Annotated in this window: 21 protein-coding genes; 14 read left to right on the top strand and 7 right to left on the bottom strand. The window is 74.0% G+C overall.

The annotated features are described in order from the left end of the window. The first annotated feature begins 1 nt into the window (after position 1). Genes PAI11_RS13205 through PAI11_RS13160 form a run of 10 tightly spaced genes read left to right on the top strand, consistent with a single transcriptional unit; the run spans position 2 to position 12,044 of the window. Complete coding sequence (locus PAI11_RS13205) at positions 2-1,339, top strand: MlaD family protein (protein WP_007575508.1); 1,338 nt, start codon at positions 2-4, stop codon at positions 1,337-1,339. After that, on the top strand, positions 1,336-2,730 hold the full coding sequence (locus tag PAI11_RS13200) for an MlaD family protein (RefSeq protein WP_007575506.1): 1,395 nt from the start codon (positions 1,336-1,338) through the stop codon (positions 2,728-2,730). Before PAI11_RS13205 ends, PAI11_RS13200 begins: the two co-directional genes overlap by 4 nt. Beyond that, positions 2,727-4,043, top strand: a complete 1,317-nt coding sequence (locus tag PAI11_RS24430; RefSeq protein ID WP_050897236.1) for an MlaD family protein — start codon at positions 2,727-2,729, stop codon at positions 4,041-4,043. The genes PAI11_RS13200 and PAI11_RS24430 overlap by 4 nt, the downstream gene beginning before the upstream one ends. Further along, complete coding sequence (locus PAI11_RS13190; protein ID WP_007575500.1) at positions 4,040-5,374, top strand: MlaD family protein; 1,335 nt, start codon at positions 4,040-4,042, stop codon at positions 5,372-5,374. The genes PAI11_RS24430 and PAI11_RS13190 overlap by 4 nt, the downstream gene beginning before the upstream one ends. Beyond that, complete coding sequence (locus PAI11_RS13185) at positions 5,371-6,660, top strand: MlaD family protein (RefSeq protein ID WP_007575498.1); 1,290 nt, start codon at positions 5,371-5,373, stop codon at positions 6,658-6,660. Before PAI11_RS13190 ends, PAI11_RS13185 begins: the two co-directional genes overlap by 4 nt. Further along, the gene (locus PAI11_RS13180) at positions 6,657-8,003 is read left to right on the top strand and encodes an MlaD family protein (RefSeq protein WP_007575496.1); all 1,347 of its coding nucleotides are present in this window, start codon (positions 6,657-6,659) and stop codon (positions 8,001-8,003) included. Before PAI11_RS13185 ends, PAI11_RS13180 begins: the two co-directional genes overlap by 4 nt. 14 nt (positions 8,004-8,017) lie before the next feature. Then, positions 8,018-8,908: an SDR family oxidoreductase gene (locus PAI11_RS13175; protein WP_007575494.1), complete on the top strand. Its 891-nt coding sequence runs from the start codon at positions 8,018-8,020 to the stop codon at positions 8,906-8,908. Between the two features lie 14 nt (positions 8,909-8,922). Further along, complete coding sequence (locus PAI11_RS13170; RefSeq protein ID WP_007575492.1) at positions 8,923-9,813, top strand: enoyl-CoA hydratase/isomerase family protein; 891 nt, start codon at positions 8,923-8,925, stop codon at positions 9,811-9,813. Continuing rightward, positions 9,810-11,336 (top strand): aldehyde dehydrogenase family protein, encoded by a 1,527-nt coding sequence (locus PAI11_RS13165; RefSeq protein WP_007575489.1) that lies wholly within the window; start codon positions 9,810-9,812, stop codon positions 11,334-11,336. The genes PAI11_RS13170 and PAI11_RS13165 overlap by 4 nt, the downstream gene beginning before the upstream one ends. Positions 11,337-11,384: 48 nt before the next feature. Continuing rightward, on the top strand, positions 11,385-12,044 hold the full coding sequence (locus PAI11_RS13160; RefSeq protein ID WP_007575487.1) for a TetR/AcrR family transcriptional regulator: 660 nt from the start codon (positions 11,385-11,387) through the stop codon (positions 12,042-12,044). A gap of 57 nt (positions 12,045-12,101) precedes the next feature. Here the strand turns inward: PAI11_RS13160 and PAI11_RS13155 are convergent, their stop codons facing one another. The 6 genes from PAI11_RS13155 to PAI11_RS13130 all read right to left on the bottom strand — a co-directional run bounded on the left by PAI11_RS13155 (position 12,102) and on the right by PAI11_RS13130 (position 20,612). Beyond that, positions 12,102-13,337 (bottom strand): phosphotransferase, encoded by a 1,236-nt coding sequence (locus tag PAI11_RS13155; RefSeq protein WP_007575484.1) that lies wholly within the window; start codon positions 13,335-13,337, stop codon positions 12,102-12,104. A 98-nt stretch (positions 13,338-13,435) separates the two neighbouring features. Beyond that, positions 13,436-14,149 carry an ABC transporter ATP-binding protein gene (locus PAI11_RS13150; RefSeq protein ID WP_007575482.1) on the bottom strand — a complete coding sequence of 238 codons (714 nt, stop codon included), beginning with the start codon at positions 14,147-14,149 and terminating at the stop codon, positions 13,436-13,438. Further along, the gene (locus tag PAI11_RS13145) at positions 14,146-16,938 is read right to left on the bottom strand and encodes a branched-chain amino acid ABC transporter permease/ATP-binding protein (RefSeq protein ID WP_007575480.1); all 2,793 of its coding nucleotides are present in this window, start codon (positions 16,936-16,938) and stop codon (positions 14,146-14,148) included. Before PAI11_RS13145 ends, PAI11_RS13150 begins: the two co-directional genes overlap by 4 nt. Before the next feature lie 34 nt (positions 16,939-16,972). Continuing rightward, entirely contained in the window at positions 16,973-18,253 is a 1,281-nt protein-coding gene (locus PAI11_RS13140) for an ABC transporter substrate-binding protein (RefSeq protein WP_007575477.1), read from the bottom strand. Between the two features lie 176 nt (positions 18,254-18,429). After that, on the bottom strand, positions 18,430-19,539 hold the full coding sequence (locus PAI11_RS13135) for a phosphotransferase family protein (RefSeq protein WP_007575475.1): 1,110 nt from the start codon (positions 19,537-19,539) through the stop codon (positions 18,430-18,432). 26 nt (positions 19,540-19,565) lie between these two features. After that, complete coding sequence (locus PAI11_RS13130; RefSeq protein WP_040600198.1) at positions 19,566-20,612, bottom strand: DUF7064 domain-containing protein; 1,047 nt, start codon at positions 20,610-20,612, stop codon at positions 19,566-19,568. A gap of 383 nt (positions 20,613-20,995) precedes the next feature. Here PAI11_RS13130 and PAI11_RS24425 point away from each other — a divergent pair, with 383 nt between their 5' ends. Both PAI11_RS24425 and PAI11_RS13120 read left to right on the top strand, forming a co-directional pair. Then, positions 20,996-22,129 (top strand): ATP-binding cassette domain-containing protein, encoded by a 1,134-nt coding sequence (locus PAI11_RS24425; protein ID WP_138974297.1) that lies wholly within the window; start codon positions 20,996-20,998, stop codon positions 22,127-22,129. Next, positions 22,126-22,992: a helix-turn-helix transcriptional regulator gene (locus PAI11_RS13120; RefSeq protein WP_040600197.1), complete on the top strand. Its 867-nt coding sequence runs from the start codon at positions 22,126-22,128 to the stop codon at positions 22,990-22,992. Before PAI11_RS24425 ends, PAI11_RS13120 begins: the two co-directional genes overlap by 4 nt. A 27-nt stretch (positions 22,993-23,019) precedes the next feature. Here PAI11_RS13120 and PAI11_RS13115 read toward each other — a convergent pair whose 3' ends face one another. Then, positions 23,020-24,618, bottom strand: coding sequence for a phytoene desaturase family protein (locus tag PAI11_RS13115; RefSeq protein WP_040600196.1), 1,599 nt, complete (start codon positions 24,616-24,618; stop codon positions 23,020-23,022). A 202-nt stretch (positions 24,619-24,820) separates the two neighbouring features. Here PAI11_RS13115 and PAI11_RS13110 point away from each other — a divergent pair, with 202 nt between their 5' ends. Together PAI11_RS13110 and PAI11_RS13105 are read left to right on the top strand one after the other, a co-directional pair. Beyond that, a complete protein-coding gene (locus PAI11_RS13110) occupies positions 24,821-25,441 on the top strand; it encodes a TetR/AcrR family transcriptional regulator (protein ID WP_138974296.1) in 621 nt (206 codons plus the stop codon). A 91-nt stretch (positions 25,442-25,532) separates the two neighbouring features. Further along, positions 25,533-26,496 (top strand): enoyl-CoA hydratase-related protein (locus tag PAI11_RS13105; RefSeq protein WP_040600194.1); only part of this gene is annotated, 964 nt, incomplete at its 3' end.

Below are 26,496 nucleotides of genomic sequence, written 5' to 3'. Positions count from 1 at the left end.
GATGCAGCCCGCCGACAGCCGACCGCTCGCGCTCCGGGCCGGCGCGATCGCCCTGCTCGCGCTCGCCGTGATCGCGGCGGCGGCGCTGCTGTTGCGCGGCCGGGAGGACCACGGTCGCACGCTGCGCGCCGCGTTCCAGGAGGCGGTTCAGGTGGTACCCGGCCAGGAGGTCCGCGTCGCCGGGCGCAAGGTCGGGCGGGTCGGAGCGGTCCGCGAGGTCGACGGCGACGCCGTGGTCGACCTCGAGATCGACGCCGCGGACTGGCCGCTGCACCGCGGAACGACCGCGCGCCTGCGCTACGGCTCGGTCAGCGGCTACGCCGCCCGCTTCGTCGAGCTGCGTCCCGGCCCGTCGGCGGGTCCGACGCTGCCGACGGGTGGCGTGCTCGGAACCTCCGCGACCGTGACGCCGGTCGAGTTCGACCAGATCTTCAACGGCTTCGACGCGGCGACGCGCCGCAACCTGCGCGGCGTCCTGGACGAGGCCGCCGACACGGTCGACGGGCGCGGGCCGTCCCTGGCCCGCGCCCTGCGGCAGGGCTCGCGCGGGCTCGACGGGTACGCCGACTTGGTCACCGACCTCGGCAGCGACCCCGCGGCGCTACGGCTGCTCGTGCACGCCGGGGCACGGACGTCGGGCGCGCTGCGACGCCAGGACACGGCCCTGCGCGCACTGCTGCGACGGGCGGCGGGGACCTTCGACGAGCTCGGCGCCCGCGCCGCCGCCCAGCGGGCGGCGCTGGACCGGCTGCCGCCGACGCTGAGCGTCGGCCGGCGGACGCTCGGCACCCTCGACCACAGCCTGGTCGGCCTGCGCGCGCTCGTCGCCGACCTCGGTCCCGGCGCGCGGGCCCTGCGCGACGTCGCCCCGGCGGTCGAGCGGACGACCGGGACGCTGCTCGACGTCGCGCCGCTCGCGACCTCGACGCTGGACGTCGGGACCGCGACCGCGCCGGGCGTCGAGCGGCTGCTGCGCGCGGGCACGCCGTTCCTGCCGCGGCTCGCCACCACGCTCGACCAGCTGGCGCCGATGGCCGCCTGCCTGCGGCCGTACGGGCCCGAGATCGCCGGCATGGCGTCGACCTGGACCGGCTTCTCCGGCGTCGACGCCCAGGGCGGGTACGGCCGGGTCGACCTGACCCAGCTGCCGCCGCTGGTGGCCGCCGGCACGGTCCTGGACTCCAACGCGATCACCAGCGTCTTCCGCGACCGGGTCTTCTACGCGATGCCGCGCCCCCCGGGACTCGACGCGGGACAGCCGTGGTTCCTGCCCGAGTGCGGCGCGGGCCCCGACGCGCTCGACCCCAGCAAGGACCCCGAGCGAGGGGGCGGCGGATGAGCGCCCGCGCGCTGCGTCGCGTCGCGCTCGCCGGGTTGGCGGTGGCCGTCGCGATCGCGATCGGCCTGCTGGCGACCTCTGGCGACCACGGGTACCGGCTGCGCGTCCAGATGGACGACGCCGCCGGGCTGCGCAAGGACTTCGTCGTCAAGATCGCCGGCGCGCCGGTCGGCAAGGTCGTCGACGTGCAACTCGACCGCGACGATCGCGGCGTCGCGCTGCTGGAGCTCGACGCCGCGGCCGCCCCAGTCGGTCGTGACGCGCGGGCGGCGATCCGGTCGAGCAACCTGCTGGGCGAGAAGTACGTCGACCTGACGCCCGGCGACGCGACCCGCCCCGCGCCGAGCGGCTTCGAGATCGTCCGCGCGCGCACCGCCACCCCGAGCGACCTCGACGACCTGCTCTCGGTCCTCGACCCCGACACGCGCGTCGCGCTCTCGGCGTTCCTCGTCAACCAGGGCGATGCGCTCGTCGGCCGCGGCGCCGACCTCGCCGCCGCGCTGCAGCGGATGCCCCGCACGCTCGACGCCGCCCACGAGTTGGTGGCCGGGCTGGGCCACGACAATCGCGCGCTCGGATCGCTGGTGCGGCGCAGCGACCGGATCCTCGCCTCCGCCGTCCCGCGCCGTCAGGAGCTGGGGCGGCTGGTCGCCACCGCCGGCGACGCGCTGGCGACCCTCGACGGCCGGCGGGAGCGCCTCGGCGCGACGGTCCGCCGGGCGCCGGCGGCGATCCGCCAGCTGCGAGCGTCGCTGACCGAGCTGGAGCGCGCCGCCCAGCCGCTGCGGCCGGCCGCCCGCGGGCTGCAGGCGACCGCTCCGCCGCTGACCGAGACGCTCCGTGCGCTGCCGTCGTTCGGCGCCGCGGCGCGGCCGACGCTGCGGACCGCGCGATCGGTCGCGCCGAGCCTCGAGCGGCTGGGAGCGGAGGCGACGCCCGTTGTCCAGCGGCTGACCCCGGTCGGCGCCGACCTGCGGACCTTCTCGACGGCCCTACGGCCGGTCACCAAGCTCCTCGACCTCGGGATCGCCGACACGCTCGGCGTCATGCAGGGCTGGGCGCGAGCGATCCAGAACCGCGACCCGGCCGGCCACGTCTTCCGCGTCAACGTCGAGCTCGGCGGCGACCTGCTGGACCTGCTCAACCGCTACGTCCAGGGACCCACGACGGCCGGACGCGCCCGCGCGACACGCCCGCCGGCGACCGGCTCCCGCAGCGCCGCGGCGGCACCGCGACCGAGCGACCGCCGACCCGACGCGGCACCGACGCCGACGACCTCGCCGGCACCCCGGAAGCCGCCCGCGGGCAGTGCCGCCACACCCCCCGGCACCGAGGATCGGCCCGCCGGCAACCCGATCACCTCGCTCCTCGACCTGCTGCTGCACCCATGAGCCGCCTCCGTCGTCCCCTTCGCCGTGCCCCGCAGGGCCGCTCGCTCCGCGCGTCCTACGCGATCGCGGCGGCCTGCTTGCTCGCGATCGGCGGCCTGCTCGTGCTCGGCGCGACGGCGCAGCGCGGGCTCCCCGGCAGCGACCACTACGAGCTGACCGCCGACTTCGCCAACGCCGCCAACCTCGGCCGCTACGCCGAGATCCGGATCGCCGGGCGCCGCGTCGGGCAGGTCACCGAGATCGCGCTCCACGGCGGCGCCTCCCGCGTGCGCCTGCAGCTGAACGGCGACGTCCGCCCGCTGCGCGAAGGCACCACCGCGCGGGTCCGCCTGAAGGGCCTGCTCGGCGCGAAGTTCGTCGAGCTGCGGCCGGCCCGTCGCGGCGCTCCGCTGCGCGACGGCGCGACGATCCCGACCGCCAGGACGTCCACGACCGTCGAGCTGTTCGACCTCTTCGAGGCGCTCGACCAGCCCCGCCGCGCACACCTGCAGGCGACGCTCCGAGGGCTCGGCACGGGCTTCCTCGGACGCGGCGAGGAGCTCAACGACGCGCTCGCCGACTTCCCGAGCGCGCTCGGCGACCTGACCGCGGTCGCGTCGGCGATCAACGCCCACGACGGCGCCGCCGCGCGGTTCGCACCCTCGCTCGACGCCGCCGCGGGCGCCTTCGATCCCGTCCGCGACGACCTGACACGGGGCTGGCAGCCGCAGGCGCGGGCGGTGGCGCCCTTCGTCGACCGCCGTCCCGCCGTCCAGGCCACGCTCGAGCAAGCGCCCCCGGCGCTCGACGCCGTCCGCGACGGCCTCCACCGCAGCGATCCGCTGCTGCGCCAGACCGCCCGCCTGTCCCGCTCGGTCCAGCGGCTGACCGTCCCGGCCCCGGCGGCGCTGCGCGCGACGACGGCGCTGCTGCGCGACAGCCGACCGGCCCTGCGCACCGCCAACACGCTCCTGCGGCAGACGGCCGACGCCGTGCCGCCGACCGTCGGGCTGACCCGGCGCGTCGACCCGCTGATCGACCCGGTCGGTCGGGCGCTGCGGGGCGGCCTGCCGCTGTTCGCGGAGCTGGAGCGGCGCCACTGCGACCTGCTCGGCTTCGCCCGCAACTGGCGCAGCATGCTCGCCTACGGCATCCCGAGCCCGCATCCGATCGGGCCGCAGAACGGCCTGCGAGTCACGCTCGTCGCCAGCCAGGCCACCGCCGAGCAGGTCGTCGGCGACCTCCCCGCGATCGGCGACCGCTCGAAGATCGGCGCCTACGGCAAGCCGTGCGCGCTCGGACCCGTCATCCCGCTCGCCGGAGGCTCGCGATGAGCGCTCCCGGTCAGCGGCTGCGCGAGCGCCTCGACTGGATCCCCGGCGCCCACCGGCCCCGTCCCCGCCGTGCTGGACTGGCAGCGATCGCGGTGCTGGTGCTGCTGCTGGTCGTGGCGTTCGGCGGCTGGCGCCCCTGGGCCGGCAGCGGGACGATCGTGCGGGCCCGATTCGCGACCGCCGAGCAGCTCGTCGCGGGCCGCACCCCGGTCCGGATCGCCGGCGTCCAGGTCGGCACGGTCCAGAGGATCGAGCGCGGCCCCGACGGACGCAGCGCGATCGTCGTCCTGCAGATCGACGATCGCCACGTCCACGTCGCGCGGGACGCCGGCGCTCGGATCCGGCTGCGGACCGTGCTGGCCGGCACCCGCTACGTCGACCTCGATCCCGGCTCCCCGTCGGCGAGCGCCCTCGGCGACGCAGTCATCCCGCTCGCCCGCACATCGGCGCAGGTCGACTGGGACGACCTCAACCAGATCCTCGAGCCGGACGTCCGGCGCGGGCAGCGATCGGTCCTGAAGGGGTTGCGACGCGGCCTCGCGGACCCGGCCGTCGCCGGCCACGCGCTCGACGTCCTCGGCCCGTCGCTGGCGGTCGTCGGTCGCGGCGCCCGAGCGCTGCGCGGCCAGCGCGACGGCGACCTCCCGCGGCTGATCTCCGCCACCGGCCGCGTGCTCGAGTCGCTGTCGCGGGATCGTGGAGCGCTCGAGGGGCTCGTCCGCGACGGCGCCCGGACGCTCGCGGTCACCGACGACCACCGCCGCGCCCTCGGCCGGGCGGTCGCGCTGACGCCACCGGCGCTCGACGCGACCGCGCGGACGATGGCCCGCCTGGACGTCACGCTGCGGCGGCTCGATCCGCTCGCCGCCGACCTGCGGCCCGGCGTCCGGCGGATCGCCCCTGCCACCCGCGTCCTGCGACCGGCGCTAGGCGAGACCGACCGCCTGCTGCGCGCCGCGACGCCGGTCCTGCACGACCTGCCGCCGGCGCTGCGGAACCTCGCCGCGATGAGCCGCGAGGGCGTCCCGCTGATCGACGCGCTCGACCCCACGGTCCGGCGCCTGGACGACGAGCTGCTGCCGTGGCTGCGTCGCCGCGACGACGACACCAAGCTGCGCAACTACGAGGCGATCGGACCGCTGTTCTCGGTCCTCGACTCGGCCGCCGGCGACTACGACGCCAACGGCTGGTTCTTCCACTTCCCGATCACGCCCACGGGGGACACCGTGATGCTGCCCTGCGGTCCCGCCGTGACGCCAGGCCAGCTCAAGCGCTGCGACGCGGTCAACCAGCTGCTGGGCGGCCTGCTCGGCGAGAAGGCGAAGCGATGAGCGGCGTCCGCGAGCGGATGAGCGACCGCCTCACGCGCGACCGCCTGCGCCTGGAGGCCGCGCGCGCGTTCCGCCCGCTGCTGGTCGTCGTCGCGGCATTGCTGCTCGGGATCGCCGCGATCGCCCTGCTGCTGGTGCGGCTGCAGGTCGCGCTGCCCGGGCAGGACCGCTACGAGATCCGGATCGCCGTCGCCGACGCCAAGGGCGTGGTCGCCGGATCGAACGAGGTCCGGATCTCCGGCGTCGTGGTCGGCAAGGTCTCCAAGGTCCAGCTCGACGGTCGCCGGGCGGTGCTGACCGCGCGGATCCAGCCGCGATTCGCCCCGCTCTACCGCGACGCCCGGGTTCGGCTGCGCCCGAAGACCCCGCTCGAGGACATGTACCTCAACGTCGAGGACCGCGGCAGCCCGCGCGCCGGGAAGCTCCAGGACGGCGGCCTGCTCGCCGCCGGGCGCACGCGCACCCCGGTCCAGATCGGGGCTGTGCTGGACGTCTTCGACGCCGACGTGCGGCCACGCGTCGCCCAGGCGATCGACGGCCTCGGACGGGGACTCGACGAGCACGGCGACGACTTCCGCGCGGCCCTCGGCGAGTTGGCGCCGTTTCTCGAGGCCGCGCGCCGGCTGACGCGCGAGACCGCGATCCGCGACCGCCAGACCCGGCGCCTGGTCAGCAACTTCGCCGCCCTCGGCGAGGAGCTCGCCGACCGCGGCGATCAGGTCGACGCCTTGGTACGCCACGGCAGCAGCGTCCTCGGCGAGCTGGCCGCCAGCGACCGCCCGCTCGCGGCGCTGATCGAGGAGCTCCCGCCGACGCTGCTCCGACTCCCGCGATCGTTCGCGATCGTTCGCGCGGCGGCCGACGACGTCGACGCGGCGATCCATGCGTTGCGGCCGACCGCTCGCGCGCTGCCGGGCGGTCTGCGGGCCGTCGAGCGGCTCTCGCCGGATCTGCGAACGGCCGCCGTCGCGCTGCGGCGCCCGCTGCCGCAGCTGAGCGCGCTTGCCCGGGCGCTGCCCCGGCTGACCTCCGACGTGGCCGACGGGATCGCTCGCCTGCGCCCCCAGGCTCCCCGCCTGGATCGGGTCACCAAGGCGATCGTCCCGTGCGAGCTGGCCGTCTCGAAGTTCTTCCAGTGGACGGTCTCGGTCGGCAAGTTCTACGGCGTCCGGGGCGCGGTGCTGCGCGGCGACCCGATCGTCGGGACCAACACGCTCGCCGGGCTGATCCCCGACCTCGGCCTGACCAGCAAGCCCGACTGCGCCGCCGGAGGGCCGCGAAAGTGACCCGTCGCTCGACCTTCCGCCTGCAGGCGCTGGCGTTGCTGGGATTCCTGCTCGCCTGCGCCGCGGTGTTCGCGCTGATGTGGCGCTTCGCCGGTGGCGATGTCGACCCGTTCGACGAGCCCTACCGCGTCCAGGCCGTCGTGCCGACCGCCGTCGCGCTCGCCGTCCACGCCGACGTCCGCCAGGCCGGGGTCAAGATCGGCGAGGTCACGAAGATCGCCGAACGGGGCGACAACGCGGTCCTGCTGCTGCAACTGGACCGCGACCACGCTCCCGCCTATCGCGACGCCCGCGTCCTGGTCCGCGCCAAGACGCTCAGCGGCGAGAACTACGTCGCCCTCGATCCCGGGACGCCGGCCGCGGGGCGCGTGCCCAGCGGCGGGACCCTGACCCTGGAGCACGCCGGGCAGGCCGTGCAGCTGGACGAGATCCTGTCGAGCCTCGACCGCAAGCGCCGCCGCTCGCTGCAGCGGCTGCTCGACGGCCTCGGCGGCGGTCTGCGCGGCCGCGGGGAGGACCTCAACCGGTTCCTCGAGGCGACCTCGGCGGTGATCCGCCAGAGCACGCCGGTCAACGAGCAGCTGGCCGCCGACCGCCGCCAGGTCGCCTCGCTCGTCGACGACGTCGGCCGGGTCTCGCGGGCGATCGGCGACCGCGGCGACGCGGTCGTGGTCCTGACGCGCCGCGCCCGGCAGCTGGCGCAGGCGATCGCCGGGCGCGACGAGCGCTTGCGCGCGACCCTCGCCGAGCTGCCCGGCTTCCTGCGACAGGCTCGCACCACGACCACCGGCCTCGGGCGCTTCGCCGACCAGGCGACCCCGGTGATCGGCGACCTCGCCGACGCCAGCGACCGGCTCGTCCCGGCGGTCCGGCGGCTGCGCCCGGCCGCGACGGCGACCCGTCGCGCGACCGACGCGCTGGCGGCCTTCTCCGCGAAGGCGACGCCGCTGGTCACCGAGCTGCGGCCGTTCGCGACCGCCGCGACCGCCGCCGCCGAACCGCTCGAGGCGGTCCTGCGAGAGCTCAACCCGCTGCAGGACTACCTGGCGCCCTACGCGCGGGACCTCGGCGGGGTGATCGCCGCCAACCGCGCCGGCAGCGAGATCTACGACGCGCTCGGCCACTACTCGCGCGTCGTGCCGCTGGTCAGCAAGTCGAGCGTCTTCGGCGTCCTCACGCCCGAGCTGGAGGCCGCCTACCAGGCGCTGGTGAAGGCCGGCGGGCTCTCCGTGATCGACCAGCGCGGCCACAACGCCTATCCGAAGCCGGGAACGGCCGGCGCACCCGTGCCGTTCTCCGGCGCCTACCCGCGCCTGCAGCGCGAGCCCCCGTACCGCCGATGACACCGAGGAGCACCATGCCCGCACCGCCCATTCCCCTCGACGGTCGCGTCGTCGCCATCACCGGAGCGGCGCGCGGGATCGGTCGCGCCACGGCCGCCGCGCTCGTCCGCAAGGGCGCGCGGGTCGCGATCGGCGATCTCGATCCCGATCTCGCGCAGAAGGCCGCCGACGCGCTCGGCGGCGGCACGATCGCGATCGCGCTGGATGTCACCGACCGGGCGTCGTTCGACGCCTTCCTGACCGAGGCCGAACGGCGGCTGGGGCCGCTCGACGTGCTGATCAACAACGCCGGGATCATGCCGATCGCGCGTCAGCTCGACGAGTCCGACGCGACTGCCCGGCGGATCCTCGACATCAACGTCCACGGCGTGATCTTCGGCAGCAAGCTCGCCCTCGCGCGGATGCTGCCCCGCGACCGCGGCCACATCGTCAACGTCGCGTCGCAGGCCGGCAAGGCGTCGTTCGGGGGCCTCGGCACGTACTGCGCCAGCAAGCACGCCGTCGTCGGCTACACCGGGTCGCTCGCCGACGAGCTGCGCGACAGTCGGGTCCACGCCAGCTGCGTGATGCCCGCGGTCGTCCGGACCGAGCTGTCCCAGGGCCTGCCGACGCCGAAGCTGCTCGAGCCGATCGAGCCCGAGGACGTCGCCGACGCGATTGTCGCCACGCTCGAGCGCCCACGGCTGAACGTCCACGTGCCACGGAGCGGCGGGGCCGTGCTCGCCGCGATGAACGCGATGCCGCCGCGAGCGCGTCGAGGGCTCGAACGAGCGCTCGGGATGGAGCACGGCGTGATGGCGATCGACCCGGCGTCGCGCGGCGCCTACGAGGCTCGCGCGGCGCGGACGGTCAGCGGTGTCCACGGCGACGAGGCGGCGCCGCCCGCCGGCGTCTCCGAGCGATGAGGGAGGCCGGGAACGTGCCCGATCGACCCGCCGATGCCAACGGAGCGGCCCGCGAGGTGCCGGTCGTGCTGCGGTCGCGACCGCGACCCGGCGTGGCGCTGATCACCCTCAACCGCCCGAGCGCCCTCAACGCCCTCAGCCGCGAGCTCTTCGCCGCGATCCACGCGACCCTCGACGAGATCGCCGTCGACCAGGAGTGCCGGGCGGTCGTGCTGACGGGGGCCGGACGCGCCTTCTGCGCGGGCGGCGACATGGAGGAGTTCGGCCGGCTCCTCGACGGTGCTCGCAGCGGCGACGTCAGCGCCTTCTGGGACTACCAGCGCCACAGCGCGGACCTGGTCCCCAAGCTGCGGCGGCTCCCGCAGCCGGTCGTCGCCGCCGTCAACGGCCCGGCGGTCGGCGGCGGCCTCTCGCTCACCTGCGCCAGCGACATCCGCCTGGCCTCGACCGAGGCCTACTTCGCCGCCGCGGGGCAGCGGGTCGGCCTGTCGGCGGCAGACATGGGCGTCGGCTGGCTGCTGCCACGGATGATCGGCCTCGGGCGCGCCCAGGAGCTGATGCTGACCGGTCGCCGCTTCGACGCCGACGAGGCGCTGGCCTTCGGGCTGCTGGCCGACGCCATCCGGCCCGACGAGCTGCTGGAGACCGCGATCGACCTGGCCGGGCGGCTGGCGGACGGGCCGGCGTTCGCCACCAGGGTCACCAAGGAAGCGGTCTGGAACGCCCTCGAGATCCCGTCGATGCGCGCGATGATGGACGTCGAGAACCGCCACCAGGCGATGCTGATCCAGGGCCCCGAGCATCGCGAGGGCGTCTCGGCGTTCCTGGCCGGCCGCGCTCCGGACTACGCGACCGCACGGGCTGGCAGCGGCGATCGCGCGGGCTCGACCGAGGGCCGCTCGTGACCGCCGCCGCCAGCAGTGCGGTAGCCGAGATCGTGGTCGCGTCGCCGACCGACGGCACGACCCTGGCCCGGATGGCGGTGACCAGCCCACTCGAGGTCGCGGCAGCCGCGGAGCGCCTGCGGGCCGCCCAGCCGGACTGGGAGCGACGCGGACCGGCAGGCCGTGCCCAGGCGCTGCGGCGCCTGCGCGACTGGCTGTTGGACCACGAGGACGAGCTGCTCGACCTGTACCAGCGCGAGACCGGCAAGCCCCACCAGGAGGCGCTGCTGGAGCTGATGACCGGCGTCGACATCATCAACTACTACGCCGACAACGCCGCCGCCTTCCTCGCGCCGCAGACGCCCGCGCCGCACGGGTTGCTGACGCGCTCCAAGCGCCTGCACCTGTTCGCCAGGCCGCATCCGGTGGCGGGGGTGATCGCCCCCTGGAACTTCCCGCTGGCGGTGGTCCTGCTCGACGCCGTGCCGGCGCTCGTCGCTGGCTGCGCGGTGCTGCTCAAGCCCTCCGAGGTCAACCCGCTGGCGGTTCGCCGGGTCGTCGCCGCGTGGCGGGGCGAGCTCGGCTTGCCGCCGGTCTGGGAGGTCGTGATCGGCGACGCCGCGACCGGCGAGGCGGTCGTCGACCACGCCGACGTCGTCCAGTTCACCGGCTCCACTCGCACCGGCCGGCTGGTCGCTCGGCGCGCGGCCGAGCGGCTGATCCCCGTCGGCCTCGAGCTGGGCGGCAACGATCCGATGATCGTCCTCGCCGACGCCGATCTGGACCGGGCGGCCAACGCCGCGGTCTGGGGCGCGCTGTTCAACAGCGGGCAGGCGTGCGTGTCGGTCGAGCGGATCTACGTCGAGGCGCCGGTCCACGACGCGTTCGTCGCTCGCGTCGTCGAGCGGGTCGAGGCGCTGCGCCAGGGAGCCGACGACGGCGGTGCCGGCCGCGACCTGGGGCCGATGATGACCGACCCGCAGATCGAGATCGTCGCCGCGCACGTCGACGACGCGCTGCGTCGCGGGGCGCGGGCCCTGACCGGTGGCCGGCGGGTCGACGGGGCCGGGCGGTTCTTCCCGCCGACCGTCCTGGTCGACGTCGACCACGGCATGGACTGCATGCGCGAGGAGAGCTTCGGCCCGCTCGTCCCGATCATGGCGGTCGCCGACGCCGACGAGGCGATCGAGCTGGCCAACGACTCCCCCTACGGGCTCTCGGCCACGGTCTGGACCCGCGACCGCGACCGCGGGCTGCAGATCGCCCAGCGGCTCGAGGTCGGCGGGGTCAACGTCAACGACGTCTACGCCAACCTCTTCGCGCTCCCGCTCCCGCACGGCGGCTGGAAGACCTCCGGCCTCGGCGCCCGCAGCGGCGGCGCCGCCGGGGTCCTCAAGTACTGCCGCCGGCAGGCCGTCACCGTCAGCCGCATCGCCCCTCGGCGCGAGCTGGTCTGGTACCCGTACGGCCCCCGGACGGCGCGGCTGGTGCGGCGCGTGACGCGGCTGGTGGGGGCACGCGACCGCCAGCGGCGACTGGGCTGACGCCCGACTCGACGACGTGGGGCGTGCGGGGCCGAATATCATCGCCCGGTGTCCGTCTCAGAGCCGGGCGAGGGCTCCCGCGCCGTCGAGCTCCTGGAGCTGACCGCCCACGAGCGCCGCCAGCACCTGATTCGCGTCGCGACCGAGATCTTCCCGGCCGTCGGCGCCGACGGGTTGACGCTCGATCGCGTGGCGACGGCATCGGGGGCCCCGGTGTCCCTCGTGCGGACGTGCTTCCCGACCGCGGACGCGCTGTTGAGCGCCGGTCTGGCCGAGGCGCTCGACGAGCTCGGGGAGCGCCTGCTCCCGTTCCTGAACCTGCCTCCGAGCGATGCGGCCCGACGCAGCGTCCTCGAGTACGTGCGCTGGGCCGAGGAGCGGCGGGACGCGTTCCGGTGCGTCGCGTCGGCTGGGAGTCGTCACGGGATCGGGGACCTCGTCGCAGCGGTTCGCGCCCAGACCGTTCGGCTGATCGTGGGGGAACTGCACCATCCGCAGGTCGATCAGGCTCCCGCGGCGCTCAGGATCGCGGTCACGGGCTGGCTCTCGTTCGCCTCGGCCGCGATCCTCGCGCGCGCCGAGCTGGGAGCGCCCGATCTCGAGACGCTCGCCGATCAGCTCGTGGTCGCGCTGGCGGGCGCGATCCGCGCCGCCGGCGACGAGGAGGGGGCCGAACGGGTCGCCGCGTCGGGGCCCGCCGCTTCCTGACCGCGGCGCGGGCCGCGGTCTCGGTTTCGCGGCGGGCGTCCCCGGCGGGCGCGTCCGTCACGACACCGCCGCGATCGACCCGTGGTCGATGATCGCGGCGGCGGACCGCTCGATGATCGGGAGGCAGAGCTCGTCGGGCTGCATCTTCGGCTGCAGCGGGCCGCGTCCGATCGTGTAGGTCCACGAGTGGTAGGGGTAGAGGGCCTGGGCGCGGTAGAGGTCCCACGCCGCCTCGAGCTCCGGCGGCTCGCCGCCCGCCTTCGCGAGGCGCTCCAGGTAGAAGCCCAGGAGGTCCCGCTCCCACGCGCGGCGGTCCTCGACGTCGAGGACGGTCGTCATCGACAGCGCCACGTCGAACGCCCAGGACCCGCGGCGGACCATCTGCCAGTCCGTGTAGCCGGTGCGGCCCTCGCTCGTCCGGTAGGTGTTGCCGACGTGGGCGTCACCGTGCAGGAACGTACGGGGACCGAGGGTCGCCTGGGCCATCGACCGCTCGAAGGCGAACCACAGGTCGTCGGCCTGCTCCCGCAGCGACGTGGGCACGACCGCCTTCGCGCGGTCGGCGCCGATGACCGAGCGCTTGCGCATGTTGATCGACGTCTTGATGCTCATCAGGAGGTCGTGCGGGGTCGGCATCCAGCTGTCGCTGCGCGTGACCTCCGGGTCTTCCCACATCGTCCCGTGCAGGGTCGCGAGGTCCGACAGGAGGTCCTCGATCGCCTTGCGGTCGAAGTGGACGTTCGAGTGCAGGAACGTCGCGCCGCGGGTTACCGAGATGTTCTCGAGCACCGAGATCGATCGCCAGGACCGACGATCGACGGCCGAGTGGTACCCATGGGGCGTCTCGATGTCGATCCGCGGGCGGACCTTGTTGAAGAAGTCGATCTCGCCCTCGATGATGCCGGCCAGGCCCTGGATCAGGCGCTGCGTGACGCTCGACGTGGTCTTGGTGTAGAGCTCGGTCGGCAGACTGGCGGCGACGCCGGCGTCGTTGTAGGTCAGGCGCAGGCCGTGCCGGGTCGAGGTTCCCGTGCTGCCGCCCGGGATCTCGAACGAGAGGACCCGCGCGTCGGCATGCCTGTCGCAGAGGACGGCCGTCAGCCAGTCGGCGGTGATCTCCTCGGCGGAGACCGGGATGTCGGCGGCGGTCCGGACGGGCCGGGGGAGCAGCCGCTCGCGGGCGACGTGGCCGCTGGTGCTGGCGAGGCGGCTGAGGATCCTGGCCGAGGCCCGGGCCTTCTCGATCGGCGAGACCTCGCTGCTGAGGGGCTCGGCGGCAGCGGGATGCGGCATGGTGCTACTCCTGTTTGAGGTCGAAGGGGTCCCCGAAGCGGGGATGGCGGCGACGGGGCGGGGGCGCGAGGGCAGGGGCGGTGCGGGATGACGGCCGGTCACGTCTCGGCCCGTCCACCGAGATACGCCGCCTCGAGCCGTCCGGGGTCGGCGGCGAGGTCGGCGGCCGACCCGCTGAGGACCACGTCGCCGTGGGCCAGGACGACGGCCTCGTCGGCGACCTCCAGCGCCAGCCGCACGTGCTGCTCGACGAGCACGACAACGGCTCCGGTGTCGGTCGCCACCCGGCGCACGATCGGCAGCAGCTCCTCGACGATCACCGGGGCGAGCCCCATGCTCATCTCGTCGACCAGCAGCACCCGGGGCTCCTGGATCAGGGCGCGCGCGACCGCCAGCATCTGCTGCTCCCCGCCGGAGAGCACGCCCGCCGAGACCGTCCAGCGCTTCTCCAGCGCCGGGAAGTACTCGAGCATCGCCTCGGGCTCCGGGCCGCTCCTGGCACGCGCCACGGCGAGGTTCTCCCGGACGGACAAGGTCGTGAACAGCGCCCGATCGTCCGGGACGAGCACCACCCCGCGGGCGCGCGCGGCGGCGGGGCGCCCGGTCGGCAGCGACCGGCCGCGGACCGCCACGTCGCCGCCGAGCCGCGGGAGCAGACCTGCGACCGTCTCGAGCATCGTCGTCTTCCCGGCGCCGTTGGGACAGAGGACCGCCGTCACCGTCCCGGGCGCCAGATCCAGGTCGACCGACCGCAGCGCCGTCACCGACCCGTGACCGGCGACCAGCGCGTCCAGCTTCAAGCCATCGCTCATGCGAGCTCCTCCGTCGCCGCGGCATGGGTGGATCCGAGGTAGGCCGCGGCGACCGAGCGGTCGGCCCGGATCTCCTCGGGCGTCCCGATCGCCAGGACCGACCCGAAGTTCAGCACCACGATCTCGTCGCAGAGACTGAGCACGAGGCCCATGTCGTGCTCGACCATCACGATGCTCACGCCGCCGTCGCGCACCGCCCGCAGGCGCTCGCCGAGCCAGGCGCTCTCCTCGCTGTCAAGCCCGCCCGCGGGCTCGTCGAGGAGCAGCACGTCGGGTCGTCCGAGCAGGCTCCGGGCGATGGACACGAGCTGGCGCTCCCCCTGGGACAGCTCGCCGGCGGGCGTGGCCGAGTGCGCCGCCAGGCCGACGCTCGCCAGGACCGCATCGACGGCGTCCCCGGCGTCCGCGACTCCTGCGCGCCCGGTCGTGGGCGACATCGCGACCCGGACGTTCTCGCGCACGCTGAGGTCGTCGTAGAGCTCCCTGGCCTGGAAGGTGCGGCCCAGCCCGGCGCGCACGCGCTGGTGGGGCGCCAGGTTCGTCATCGCCCGGCTCCCGAGCGTCGTCGTGCCGTCCGCGGGGACGAAGCCGCTGATCGCGTCGATGAGCGTCGTCTTGCCCGCTCCGTTGGGGCCGATCAGGCCCACGATCCGGCCGCGCGGGACGACGAACGAGACGTCGTCGACCGCGGTCACGCCGCCGTAGCGGACGGTCAGCCCCTCGACGCGGAGCGCCGGCCCCCCGATCGCCGACGCGCTGGTGGCGGCGCGCGCGCTCTCCGGACCGCGCGGCGCCGCCGCGGCCTCGGGCCGGCCGCTGGATGCCAGCGTCCGGCTCGGGAGTCCCGGGAGTCCCGCGGGCCGGCGTCGCCGGCGGGCGATCCGCGCGTGGACCGGCCCGACCACGCCCTCGGGGTTGAGGATCACCGTCAGGACCAGCGCGGCGCCGAGGGCGACCTCGAACCAGCTACCGAGGCCGACCCACCGGTCGAGCGCCACGAAGACGATGCCGTTCGCCGCGAGCAGGCCACCGAGGATCCCACCGGAGACCGACGTGATCCCGGCCAGGTAGGCCGTGGCGAACAGGCTGAGCCCGGTGAAGACGTTGAAGGCGTCATAGGTGACATTCGTCAACTGGTAGGCGTACAGCGCTCCGCCGATCCCCGCGACGAAGGCGGCGATGCCGAAGGCGAGGATCTTGGTCCGCACGACGTCGACGCCGGCGGCGGCCGCCGAGCGCTCGTTGGCGCGGACCGCCAGCATCCGCGAGCCGAGGACGCTGCGGCGGAGCATGGTCACCCCGAGGGCGACGCCGGCGAGCACCAGCAGCGCCAGCAGGCTGAAGCCCAGGCGCGGGTAGGCGGCGCCGGTCCCGGCGGCCAGGTCGAGCCCGAGGATGCTCGGGGGGTCGATCGCGACGCCGCCGCCCTCGACGAGGTCCGAGTTGCGGAACCACAGCGCCTCGACCGCGACCGCAAGCGCAAGGGTCACCACGGCGACCGAGAGCCCGCGGGTGCGGAGGGCGGGCAGGCCGACGAGCACCCCGAGCACCCCTGCCCCCACCGCCGCGAGCAGGGGTGCCAGCGGGAACGGGATGCCCCAGCTCCCGGCCAACGGGCCGAGCAGGAACCCGGCGACGCCGGCGATCGTGAGTTGCGCGAGCGAGATCTGGCCGGCGTAGCCCGACACGACGACGAGCGACAGCGTGATCACGCCGAAGATCAGGCTCGTCACGAGGCCCGCGCGCCAGTCGCCCTGGAGCGCCACGATCGCGGCGGCGCCGACGGCGAGGGCGCCGAGCGCCGGGAGTCCCGGCCTCCTGGGCATCGGCGCGCGGCCCAGCGACTGCTTGGCGACCGTTCCGCGCGCCGGCAGCCCGCCGGACCGGAGCACGAGCGCCCCGAGGATCAGCACCAGCGAGATCAGCTCGGCGAGGCCCGAGGACGGAAGCCAGTCGTGGGTCGTCGAGAGGAACGTCGCCTCCGACTGCAGCATCCCGATCGCGACCCCGGCGCCGACCGCGACCGCGAGGAACTGGAAGCGGGCCAGCAGGGCGGCGGCCAGCGCGGGCACGACGAACAGCGTGTAGGAGATCGGCACGAGCGGGACGATCGGTGCGATCAGGATGCCCGCGACGCCGGCGACGGCGCCGCTGATCATCCAGTTCAGCGCCGCGATCCGGTCCGGCGAGACGCCGCTCACGTACGCGCCCCGCTCGGTCTCCGCTGCGGCCCGCGTCGCGAGGCCGAAGCGGGTGAAGCGGTAGACCGCGGCGAGCGCTGCGGCGACCGCCGCGATCGCCGCCACGAACAGCACGCGGTCCGCGCCGACGGTGATCCCGCCACCGAGGTCGAGCGCGTCCTGCGGGAAGACGGACTCGACGATGACCGACGTGCTGCCGACCCGCTGGACCAGCAGGCCGGTCAGCAGCACCATCACGCCGACCGAGGCGACGGTGCGGGCGACCGGCAGGGCGTTGCGCAGCGGCCGGAAGACGAGCAGGTACAGCACCAGTCCCAGCAGCGACGCGCCCGCGACCGCGAGGATCGCCGCCGGCCAGGTCCCGATCTCGGAGCCGAGGTCCAGCGACCTCGGCAGGCCGGGGAGCAACAGCAGCAGCTCGCCCTGTCGCAGGTAGGCGTAGAAGTACGCCGACAGGAGCGCGAGCGCCCCCGTCGCGACGTTCAGGACGCCGGAGCTCCGGAACGTCACGACGAGTGCCAGCGCCAATGCGGCGTACACGCCGCCGTTGGCCAGACCCAGCAGCAGGAACTGCACGTGCTCGCTCATGGCTTCCTCGTCGTGTCCTGCGCCTGGATCAGCGTCAGCCGGCGGCCGGGAGCCGCAGGGCGACCTTGACCGGCTCGTACTTGGTGATCGAGCCGTCCGCGTCGAGCGGCGCCTCGAGGCCGTCGGCGGTGCAGAACGGCTTCCCGAGCGCGAACGCCTTGCCGTTGCAGTTGAAGCTGAGCCCGGCGCCGAGCGGGAGGCGGGTGGTCGACATCGACGTGAACGCCTTGGTGACGGACGCGCCGGTCAGGTCACCGGTCTCCTTCTCGAGCACGGTGCCCAGCGCCATCGTCACGCGGTAGCCGAGGGGCGCCAGCCCTGCCTTGGTCTCGCCCGACGCGTACTTGTCCATCACCGCGTCGAAGAGGTCGAAGTCCCGCGTCATCGCCGCGTCGCCCTCCTTCGGACGGAACGACGCGCCGGTGGCCTCGAGCGTCAGTCCCGCGGCGCCCTTCGGCAGCCCCTCGCCTGGGGTCCCCGGGAAGCACTGCGTGATGCCGGTGATCGGCCCGGTGAAGTTCAGGCCCTGGAGCGCCTTGAACGCCGCGGTGCAGAGATTCGACTCGCCCACGACGTGGAACGCCTTGGCCCCCTTGCTGATCGCGGACTGGATCTGCGGGGTGACGTCGGCGGTGCCGACCGGGACCGGGACGACGTCGAGCTTCACCCCCGCCGCGGCGAAGTAGCCCTTGCCGACGGTGTTGACGCCCTCGGTCGCGGCTGGGACGTCGTTGACGATGTAGGCGGCGTGGTCGATGCCCTTGGCCTTGTCGGTCTGGGCGGGGATCGCGAACGCGGCGGAGACGGCGTTGGTCAGGATGAAGTTGCCGGGCGTCGGGGCGAAGGCCGACGCGTCGATCGCCTGGTCGCTGATGACGGCCGGGCCCTTGCCGGCGAGGCGCTCGCGGACCACGCCGCCCTGACCCGAGGCGCCGAGGAGCACGACGGGCACCTCGTCACGGAGCATCTGGTTGGCGCACGAGGCGGCCCCCGCGGGGGTGAACTTGTCCTCGCACACCTCGAGCTTGATCTTGTGGCCGCCGATGCCGCCCTTGTACGCGTTGAGGTACTCCACGGCGGCCTTCGATGCCGCGATCTCGCTCGAGGTGTCGGTGGCGGCGCCCTTCCCGCTGCTGACGTACCCGATCGTGACCTCGCTGCCGGTCGCGGCCCGCGGGCTTCCGAGCGCGGACGCCGCGCCGGTGCTGGCGCTCGTCTTCGAGTCGTCGTCGCTGCCGCAGCCGACCATGGCGATCGACGCTGTCGCGAGCGTGGCCGCGACCAGGTACCGGCGCGATCCGTTGAGGTGCTTCATGGATTCTCTCTTCGTTGCTGAGTGACGCGGAACGGGTTTCGGGACGTGCAGGAGCACCCCGACCGGCGCGGGCGGTCGCCCGCGCTCGATCCGGCAGGGTCCGGCCGGCGCCGTGGCCGGCGCCGAAGAGCGGTCTCGCGACCGCCTGTGACGTGACCGGCGAGGTCACGTCGCGATCAGTCGTTGCTGATCACATGGGACGTCGCGCCGGTCGGGGCGGGGACGTCGATCAGCCGGGCCAGCACCTGCGTGCCCGGGTTGTTGTGCGCCATCGACGAGTCGGGCGGGACGGCGCCGGCGGCTTTCACGAGCGCTACCGCCCGCACCATCATCACGGTGAACCGCAGGCCGGCGAAGACCTCGTGGAAGGCGACGTTGCGAGCCTTCCGCCCGGCGTGCCGCTCCCAGATGGCGATCGTCTGCTCGCGGTTCGGCCACCCCTCCGGGATCTGGATGCCGTGGGGCTCCGTGAAGTGGCGCTCGATGAACAGCCACCAGCCCAGGTCCAGCTCGGGGCTGCCGAGCGACGCGAACTCCCAGTCGACGAGCCCGCTGACCGAGAGGTCCTCCGCGAAGAGCACGTTGCCGATCCGCGAGTCGCCCCAACTCAGGACGACCTCCTCCGGTTCGGTCGGGCGGTTCGCCTTGACCCACGCGACGGCGGCGTCGACCACGGGGTTGTGGTCGTCCTCCCGCCCCCACGCGAGCCAGCGCTCGAAGTACGCCAGCTCGCGATCGAGGGCGTCCGCGCCCTGCTTGCCGCGGTCGACGAACTCGAGGCCGAGGTCGTCCGGGTCCAGCGTGGAGACCTGGGCCACGGCGACGATCGCGTTCTCGGCGACGGTCGCGCGGTCCTCCGGCGACAGGTCGAAGACCCACCCGCCGATGAAGTACGGCGGGCTGTCGGGGACCGGCTTGCCCGGCAGGCAGTCCATCACCACGAACGGCGCGTCGAGCCACGAGGCGTCGGCTTCGAAGAAGCGGATCGCGGGAACGGGCAGGCCGGTCCCCGCGAGCGCGCGGAGCAGCCGGGCCTCCCATTCCACGTCGTGCACGGGGGCCAGGCTCTCGCCCGACGGCTCGACCCGCGCGACCAGCCGCTGCTCGCAGCGGGCGCCGGCCTCGGTCCAGGATGCGTCGAAGATGAGCGTCTCGTTCGAGAGCCCGTTGGCGCTCGGCACGAGCACCTCCGGGATCTCGACGTCGCTGATCCCGTCCTGCGTCTCGAGCCAGGCGGTCAGACGCTCGCGGGCGACAGCGGCGGTGATCTTGTTGGCAAGGGCCATGGTCTCTCTCCTCTCCTCGATCCGGGTCAGGCGCCGACGCGGCGGTCGGCTCGCTTCTTGATCTCGCGCTGGTAGGTGTCGAACCAGCACTCCTGGTAGCTGTTGTGGGCGACGCGGCCCAGCTCGTCCTGCCAGCGGAAGACGCTGTCGACGAACGCGATGTTGTGCCACATCGGGAGCGAAGCGCTGGCGACGGCCCGGCCCTCGAAGCGCAGCTCGCGACCGTCCTCCTCGACCGTCAGCAGCTCCTGGCGCACGGCCTGGAACGTCTGCGGGTGGTACTCGAGCACGTTGCGCTCGACGCGCGCGATCGGGCTGATCTCGCCGTTGCGGATGACGTACGGGTGACCTTGGTGGAAGGGCCCGTCGACCGGAACGTCGAACAGGCCGGCCCATGCGGGATCGGTGTGGGGCGGCTCGAAGCTGAACGCGTTGAGGGCGAGGTCGTCGCCGAAGTGCAGGGGGGTCCAGCCGAGCGGCGGCATGTCGACGAACCCCTGGCCTTCTGGCCGGAGCTGACGCCACGAGCGGTCGCGGATGCTGACGCAGTCGACGTCGTGGTGCTCGCCGTTGAGGGTGAGCCGGCCCGTGACGTGCATGAACTGCTCGGAGCCTCCGGGCAGCTGCGCGGGGTCGGTGCCGCCCTCGAGCGCCGGCATCAGCGAGCCACGGGCCACGAGCGGCGACACGCCGAGCTGGGTGACGTCGAAGCTCGTGCGGCCGTCCCGGCTCTCGTACCGGACCCGCAGCTCCTCCCCGGGGACCACCACCTCGAGCGTGAGGCCGTTGGCCGCGCTGAGCCTGCCGTCCTCGAACTGCGAGTACGGCATCGTGTTCCACCAGTTCAGGTGCTCGACGTCGAGCGGCCGGACGTTGCTCGTGCCCTGGTAGATGCCGACCCCGCCACCGAGCAGCGGAAACGCCGGCTGATAGCGGAAGTAGACGACGGCGCCGATCTGCGCCTCCGGGACCGAGAACCCGAGGAAGTGCGTGTGCACCGTGTGCGGATCCCACGTCTCGCCGTCGGCCGGAAGGGGGATCAGGAGGTCGGTCTCGGGGGCCTGGGTGCGCATGCTCGTCACTCTCGAGTCGGTCTCGTCGGGCGAAGGCGGGGCGCTCCGACGCTGCTTGGTGGCAGGGGACGGTGAAGCCGTCCCCGACGTCGCCCCGCCGCGACCGGCGAGGGAGCCTCTCCACGGCGAGCACCCTCCCAAGATCGGCCTGGCCGCAGGAAGACCCGATCGGGTACAAGGCGTGTCCGATCGGGTGTCCGTGGCCTAGTCTTCCGGTGGACGGATGGCGAGATTCCGGCACTCTGTCCAGGCAGATCGTCAGGACAGAGCGACCTAGAAGATCGATCACGACCGCAGAACGCAGGATGAACCGAGCCCAGCACGCCGACGACGAACCGCCGGACACCGTTGCCCGACGGCTTCGCGACGCCCTCGATCGGGTCGTGACCGCGCGGAGCCGGGCGGCGTCCAGGCTCGGAGCGGCGCGGACGTCCGTCGCGTTCGCGACCGAGGGCGAGAGCGTCTCGCTGCTCCTGGGTCACTCGCCCGCGGTCGCGTCGCCCGCGTCGGGCCCCTGCGAGGTCGAGATCGACCTCGGCCGGGGCCAGGCCCTGGCGTTCGCCTGCGGCCGGCTGTCGATCGGCGGCGCGCTGCTTCGCGGCACCGTCGTCGCCCGCGGCCCGGTGCGGCGGTTCCTCGAGGTCGAGCCGGTCCTGCGGGCCCTGCTCGCGGTCGGGGCCGACGACCAGGACCTGATCGAGTCGGAGCTCCTGCTCACGGGGCTCCCCCCAGCGGTGCGACCTCCGCGACCGAGCGCGGACCTGCTCTCGATCGAGACCCGCGGGCTCGGCGGTCCGGACGGGCGGGCGGACGCCTCCGGCGGCGCGGACCTGCGCGTGCCCGAGGGCGTCGTCTCGGTCCTGCTCGGCGCTGCGGGCAGCGGCAAGTCGCGGCTGCTGGGGCACGTCTCGGGTGCGATCGCCCCCGAGACCGGACAGGTGCTGCTCCGTGGGCGGGCGCTCGCCGACATGAGCCGCTCGGAGCTACGGGCGATCCGGCGAGACGTCGGCGTCGTCCCGCAGCATCTCCCGCTGGTCGACCACCTCACGGTCGCCGAGAACCTCGCCGCCGCGCTCACGCAGAGCAGCGACGTGAGCGCGCTCGAGGTTCCCGGGACCGTCGAGCGGCACCTGCGCTCGCTCGGACTGGCTGACGCCGCCGGGCGCCGGCCCCGCGAGCTGTCCAACTGGAGGTACGTCCGCGCCGCCTACGCGCGCGCGACCATCGCGGAGCCGAGCCTGCTGCTCCTCGACGAGCCCGAGGCGGGTCTCGACCCGGTCCGGACGACGCTGCTGGCCGACCTCCTGATCGACCACCACGCGGAGTACGGCGGGACGGTCCTGGTCGCTACGCGCGACGCTCCCCTCGCCCGGGCGATCGCCGGCCACCTCACGCTCGTCGACCGCGGAGCCGTGATCGCCTGCGGCACGCCGGAGGAGGTCGAGGCGTCGGACGATCCGACCGTCCGAGCGCTGCTGTCGATGACCCCCGAGGACGCTCCGGGGCCGCGCACGTGACCACGAGCACGAGCGCCGAGATGCTGCTGGCGGCGCACCGCGACCTCCGCTCCTGCCCGCTCGTCGGCGAGCTCCTCGCCCGGGCCTGCGCCCTCGCCTGCGAGCACTGCGGCTTCACGCGGGCGATGGTGCTGACGGTTCGCGGCGACTACCTGACCGCAGACGGCGTCGATCTGCTCGAGAACCCGGCGAGCGACCTGCTGCGGCGGTCGGTCCTGGTGAACCCGATCCCGCTCCGGGGCTGGAACGAGGAGTCCGCGCTCCTCCGTGGCGGCGGGCGGCAGGGCCGGTCCGCACCGCGCAGCGTCGTGGCGGAAGCGCTGAGCCTGCACCACTACGCGCTGGGGGTGATCGCGCCCGAGGACGGCTCTGCGCTCGCGATCCTCGTCACCGACCGGCCCGCCGGCGACGTCGTCGCGGAGGATCGCGCGAACGTCGAGGCATTCGCCCAGATTACGGCGATCGCGCTGGAGCAGGTCGTCCTGCGGGCGCGGATGCAGGAGCTCACGTCGGAGCTGCGCTTCCTCTCGGGGTCCGTGCTCGGCCTCGTCGGCGAGATGACCGAGACGCCGGTGTCGATCCCCTCGCACGGCCGGCACGGTCCGATCTTCGCGCGCTTCGGGGACTCCGCGGCCCGCCCGACCGGCGGCGAGGTGGCCAAGCTGCTGTCGCCGCGAGAGCACGAGATCGCGCAGCTGCTCACGCGCGGCCGGTCGAACCGCGAGATCGCGGAGGTGCTGCACCTGTCGCCGGACTCGGTCAAGGGTAACGTCGCGCGGATCCTGCGCAAGCTGGACGCGGCGAACCGCGCAGAAGCCGTCGCGAAGTACCTGACCGCGTCGATGGCGCGGGAGGGGCGCTAGCCCCTCCCGCGGGCGATCGGCCGCCGGTCAGCGGCTCCTTCGCCGGCTCGAGAGCTTGAGCAGCCGCTCGGCGGCGAGCTTGCCGGGGCCGCCGCTGATGCCGCCGGTCGGGTGGGTGCCGGCCCCGGTCAGGTAGAGCCCCGGGACCGGCGTGTCGTAGGAGCCGAAGCCCGGTGCCGGACGGGCGGGGCCGAGCCGGAGCATGAACGGGTCGACGTGGTAGACGTTGCCGTCGGGCACGTTGAAGCGCTTCTCCAGGTCGCTGGCGCCGAAGACGCGGCGGTCGATCTCGAGCTGGTCGAGGCCCTCGTAGTAGCCGGCCGCCTCGCCGAGCACGCGGTCCCCGATCTGGTCGCGAACCTCCTCCCACGGGACGTCCGGCTTCGACGGAACGATCCCGGACCAGATCCAGAGGGTGTCCTGGCCCTCCGGCGCCTGGGTCGGATCGATCGCGGTCGGCACGATCCCGATGTAGGGGATCGGGTCCGGCCAGCGCCCCGCGACGGCCTCGTCCCAGGCGGCGAGGTGCTCGTCGTAGCTGTGCCAGCTGATCACCGGGCGGCGCAGGTCGAGCCCGTCCTCGCGCCACGCGTTATGGCGGCGCACGTCGAGCTGGCCGGAGAGCGCGACGTCGATCTTGAGGTTCGCGGCGCCGGTGCTGGTCGACGGGATCAGCGACGCCCGGCGCTCGAGGTGCTCGGGCAGCGTGCCCTTGGGGAGCAGCTGGTTGAGCGTGACCTTCGGGCTGCAGGCGGCCATCACGACGTCGGCGGCCAGCTCCTCGCCGCTCTCCAGGCGCACGCCCGTGACCCGGCCGCCTCGGACCACCAGCTCCGTCACGCGCGCCGAGGTCCGGACCGTCCCGCCGTGGGACTCCAGCGAGCGGGCGAGCGCTCGCGGGAGCGCGCCGGACGCGCCCTGGATCCGGGTGTTCATGATCCGGTGGCAGATCCCGAGGTAGATCAGGGCCCAGCCGCTGCCGTCCTGGGTCATCCAGCAGAACGGCGGCATCGCCGCCAGCGCGGCCCGCACGAGCGGGTGGTCGAACCACTCCTCGATCAGCTCCTGGTGGCCGGACGGGCCCATACGCACGATCGCCGGCAGGTCCTTGCGGTGCTTCAGCGCCTGCGGCAGGGTCCCGAGCGCCGTCCGCAGGTCCGGTCGCGTCGGGTGGCCGTTGAGGAACGGCAGGGCGAGGTCCATCGCGGCGTCGAGCATCCGCGCGAACTCCAGGAAGGCTCGGGCGTCGCGCTGCGAGAAGCGGCGGATCTCGTCGGCGGTCCTCCGCGGGTCGTGCCAGAACGCAAGCGATGCCCCCTCGGGCTCCAGGTGCACGTGGTACGGGTCCGCCGGCAGATGGACCAGGCCGTGGCGCTCGAGCTCGAGGTCGCGGACGATCGTCGTGGTGTGGTGCAGCGAGGCCTGGATCCCGCCCTCGCTGAAGACGTGGCTCGGCGCGGACTCCGGGAAGAGGACGGTGTCGGTGAGCATGCCGCCGATGTCGTGGTGCGCCTCGAGCACCGTGACGCGGCTGCCGGCGCGGGCGAGGTACGCCGCCGCGGTCAGTCCGTTGTGGCCTGCCCCGATGACGATCACGTCGTCGGGAGGCGTGGTCCTGCGGGCCATCTCTGCTCCTCGTCGTTCGTCGGGCGCGCGGGCGCCCGCCGCTGGTCGGCGACCGCCGTGCTGGTGCGCGACCACGGTCTGAACATATATTCAGAACGTGGTCGATGCGTCAAGGGCCGCCGAGGTTCGTCCGGGCCCGGGTCAGGACGCGGGGCCGGCGGACCGCTGCGCGCCGCGCGGCTTCGATCTATCGTCCGTGCCCGTGAGCGCAGCTTCCGATCCGCCCGCTCGTGCCCGCTCCGGGTCTCCGGCGCGGCCTCGCGAGCGGATGATCGCGGCGGCGCGCGAGATCATCGCCCGCGACGGCGTCGGCCGACTGCGGATCACGGACGTGACGGACTCCGGCGGCGTCGGGCGCGGGTCCTTCTACAACCACTTCGGCTCGCGCGAGGACCTGGTGGCGGCCGTGGTCTCGGACAGCCTCGAGCGGCTCGCCGTCCGGACCGTCGCCGACCTGCCGGAGCACCCGGATCCGGCGGTCGCCGCGAGCGCGAGCGACCGGCGGTTCATCCGCATCGCCGTCGACGACCCGCCGCTCGCACGGCTGCTGGTGAACCTGGCGCACAGCGACGACGTGTTCCTGGCGGCCGTCGGGCCGTTCGCCAGGCGGGTGCTCGAGCCGGGGCTCGCGAGCGGCCGGCTCTTCGTCCCCGACCTCGACGTCGCCATGGCCGTCCTGGGGGGCGGGGCGATCGCGACGATCCGTGCCGTCCTCTCGACCGGGGCCTCGGCTGGCGCCGACTCGGCCCACGCCGAGATGATGCTGCGCCAGTTCGGCGTGCCGCCGGCCGAGGCCGCCGAGATCAGTCGCCTGCCGCTGTAGCGCGCCTCGACCCGGTCGCCGGACGTTAGGTCTGGACAATACGTCCGCACTAGTTGTACGGTTCTCCGCATCTGAGAGGAACGAGAACGAGATGACGTTCACGAACACCATCCGCTGGGAGCAGCTCGACGGCGGGATCGTCAACCTGGTCCTGGACGACCCGAACCAGTCGACGAACACGATGAACGCCGACTACATGGCGTCGATGCGGGCGACTGTCGACCGGCTGGAGGCGGAGCGGGACCGGATCGCCGGGGTCGTGATCACGTCGGCGAAGCGGACCTTCTTCGCCGGCGGCGACCTCAACGACCTGCGCGCGGCCAGCAAGGAGAGCGCGCTCGAGCTGGCCGAGAGCATCCGCGGCGCCAAGCGCGACCTGCGGCGGCTCGAGACGCTCGGCCTGCCGGTGGTCGCCGCGATCGCCGGCGCGGCGCTCGGCGGGGGGCTGGAGATCGCGCTGGCGACCCATCGCCGGATCGTCGTCGACGACCCGCGGATCCAGCTCGGCCTGCCCGAGGTCGGCCTGGGGATCCTGCCGGGTGGCGGTGGCGTGGTCCGGACCGTGCGGATGCTGGGGATCGCCGACGCGCTGACCAAGGTCCTGCTCCACGGCCAGCGTCACCGACCGGCGGCGGCGCTGGAGATCGGGCTGGTCGACGAGCTGGTCGCCAGCCCGGACGAGCTGCTGCCGGCGGCGTTGCGATTCGTCGCGGCGCAGAGCGGCGGCGAGCCGGTCCGGCAGCCGTGGGACGTCAAGGGCTACAAGATCCCCGGTGGCACGCCGAGCAGCCCGCAGCTGGCGGCGACGCTGCCGGCCTTCGCGTCGAACCTGCGCAAGCAGCTGCGCGGCGCCAACCTGCCGGCGCCGCGCAACATCCTCGCCGCCGCCGTCGAGGGGACCCAGGTCGACGTCGATAACGCGCTCGAGATCGAGAGCCGCTACTTCCTGGATCTGGTCACCGGTCAGGTGGCGAAGAACATGATCCAGGGCTTCTTCTTCGACCTGCAGGCGGTCAACGGCTCGCGTGGCCGGGCCAAGGACCGCGAGACGTGGA

Origin of the sequence: Patulibacter medicamentivorans (assembly GCF_000240225.1) — a bacterium.
Lineage (GTDB): Bacteria > Actinomycetota > Thermoleophilia > Solirubrobacterales > Solirubrobacteraceae > Patulibacter > Patulibacter medicamentivorans.
This window is presented reverse-complemented; position numbering and strand designations above follow the sequence as displayed.

Excerpts from the sequence above, each read along its gene's own strand:
- PAI11_RS13140 (WP_007575477.1), bottom strand. The coding sequence starts at position 18,253 with ATGAAGCACCTCAACGGATCGCGCCGGTACCTGGTCGCGGCCACGCTC.
- PAI11_RS13185 (WP_007575498.1), top strand. The coding sequence starts at position 5,371 with ATGAGCGGCGTCCGCGAGCGGATGAGCGACCGCCTCACGCGCGACCGC.
- PAI11_RS13155 (WP_007575484.1), bottom strand. The coding sequence starts at position 13,337 with ATGCCGCATCCCGCTGCCGCCGAGCCCCTCAGCAGCGAGGTCTCGCCG.
- PAI11_RS13135 (WP_007575475.1), bottom strand. The coding sequence starts at position 19,539 with ATGGCCCTTGCCAACAAGATCACCGCCGCTGTCGCCCGCGAGCGTCTG.
- PAI11_RS13175 (WP_007575494.1), top strand. The coding sequence starts at position 8,018 with ATGCCCGCACCGCCCATTCCCCTCGACGGTCGCGTCGTCGCCATCACC.
- PAI11_RS13130 (WP_040600198.1), bottom strand. The coding sequence starts at position 20,612 with ATGCGCACCCAGGCCCCCGAGACCGACCTCCTGATCCCCCTTCCGGCC.
- PAI11_RS24430 (WP_050897236.1), top strand. The coding sequence starts at position 2,727 with ATGAGCCGCCTCCGTCGTCCCCTTCGCCGTGCCCCGCAGGGCCGCTCG.
- PAI11_RS13190 (WP_007575500.1), top strand. The coding sequence starts at position 4,040 with ATGAGCGCTCCCGGTCAGCGGCTGCGCGAGCGCCTCGACTGGATCCCC.
- PAI11_RS13205 (WP_007575508.1), top strand. The coding sequence starts at position 2 with ATGCAGCCCGCCGACAGCCGACCGCTCGCGCTCCGGGCCGGCGCGATC.
- PAI11_RS13200 (WP_007575506.1), top strand. The coding sequence starts at position 1,336 with ATGAGCGCCCGCGCGCTGCGTCGCGTCGCGCTCGCCGGGTTGGCGGTG.
- PAI11_RS13150 (WP_007575482.1), bottom strand. The coding sequence starts at position 14,149 with ATGAGCGATGGCTTGAAGCTGGACGCGCTGGTCGCCGGTCACGGGTCG.
- PAI11_RS13145 (WP_007575480.1), bottom strand. The coding sequence starts at position 16,938 with ATGAGCGAGCACGTGCAGTTCCTGCTGCTGGGTCTGGCCAACGGCGGC.
- PAI11_RS13115 (WP_040600196.1), bottom strand. The coding sequence starts at position 24,618 with ATGGCCCGCAGGACCACGCCTCCCGACGACGTGATCGTCATCGGGGCA.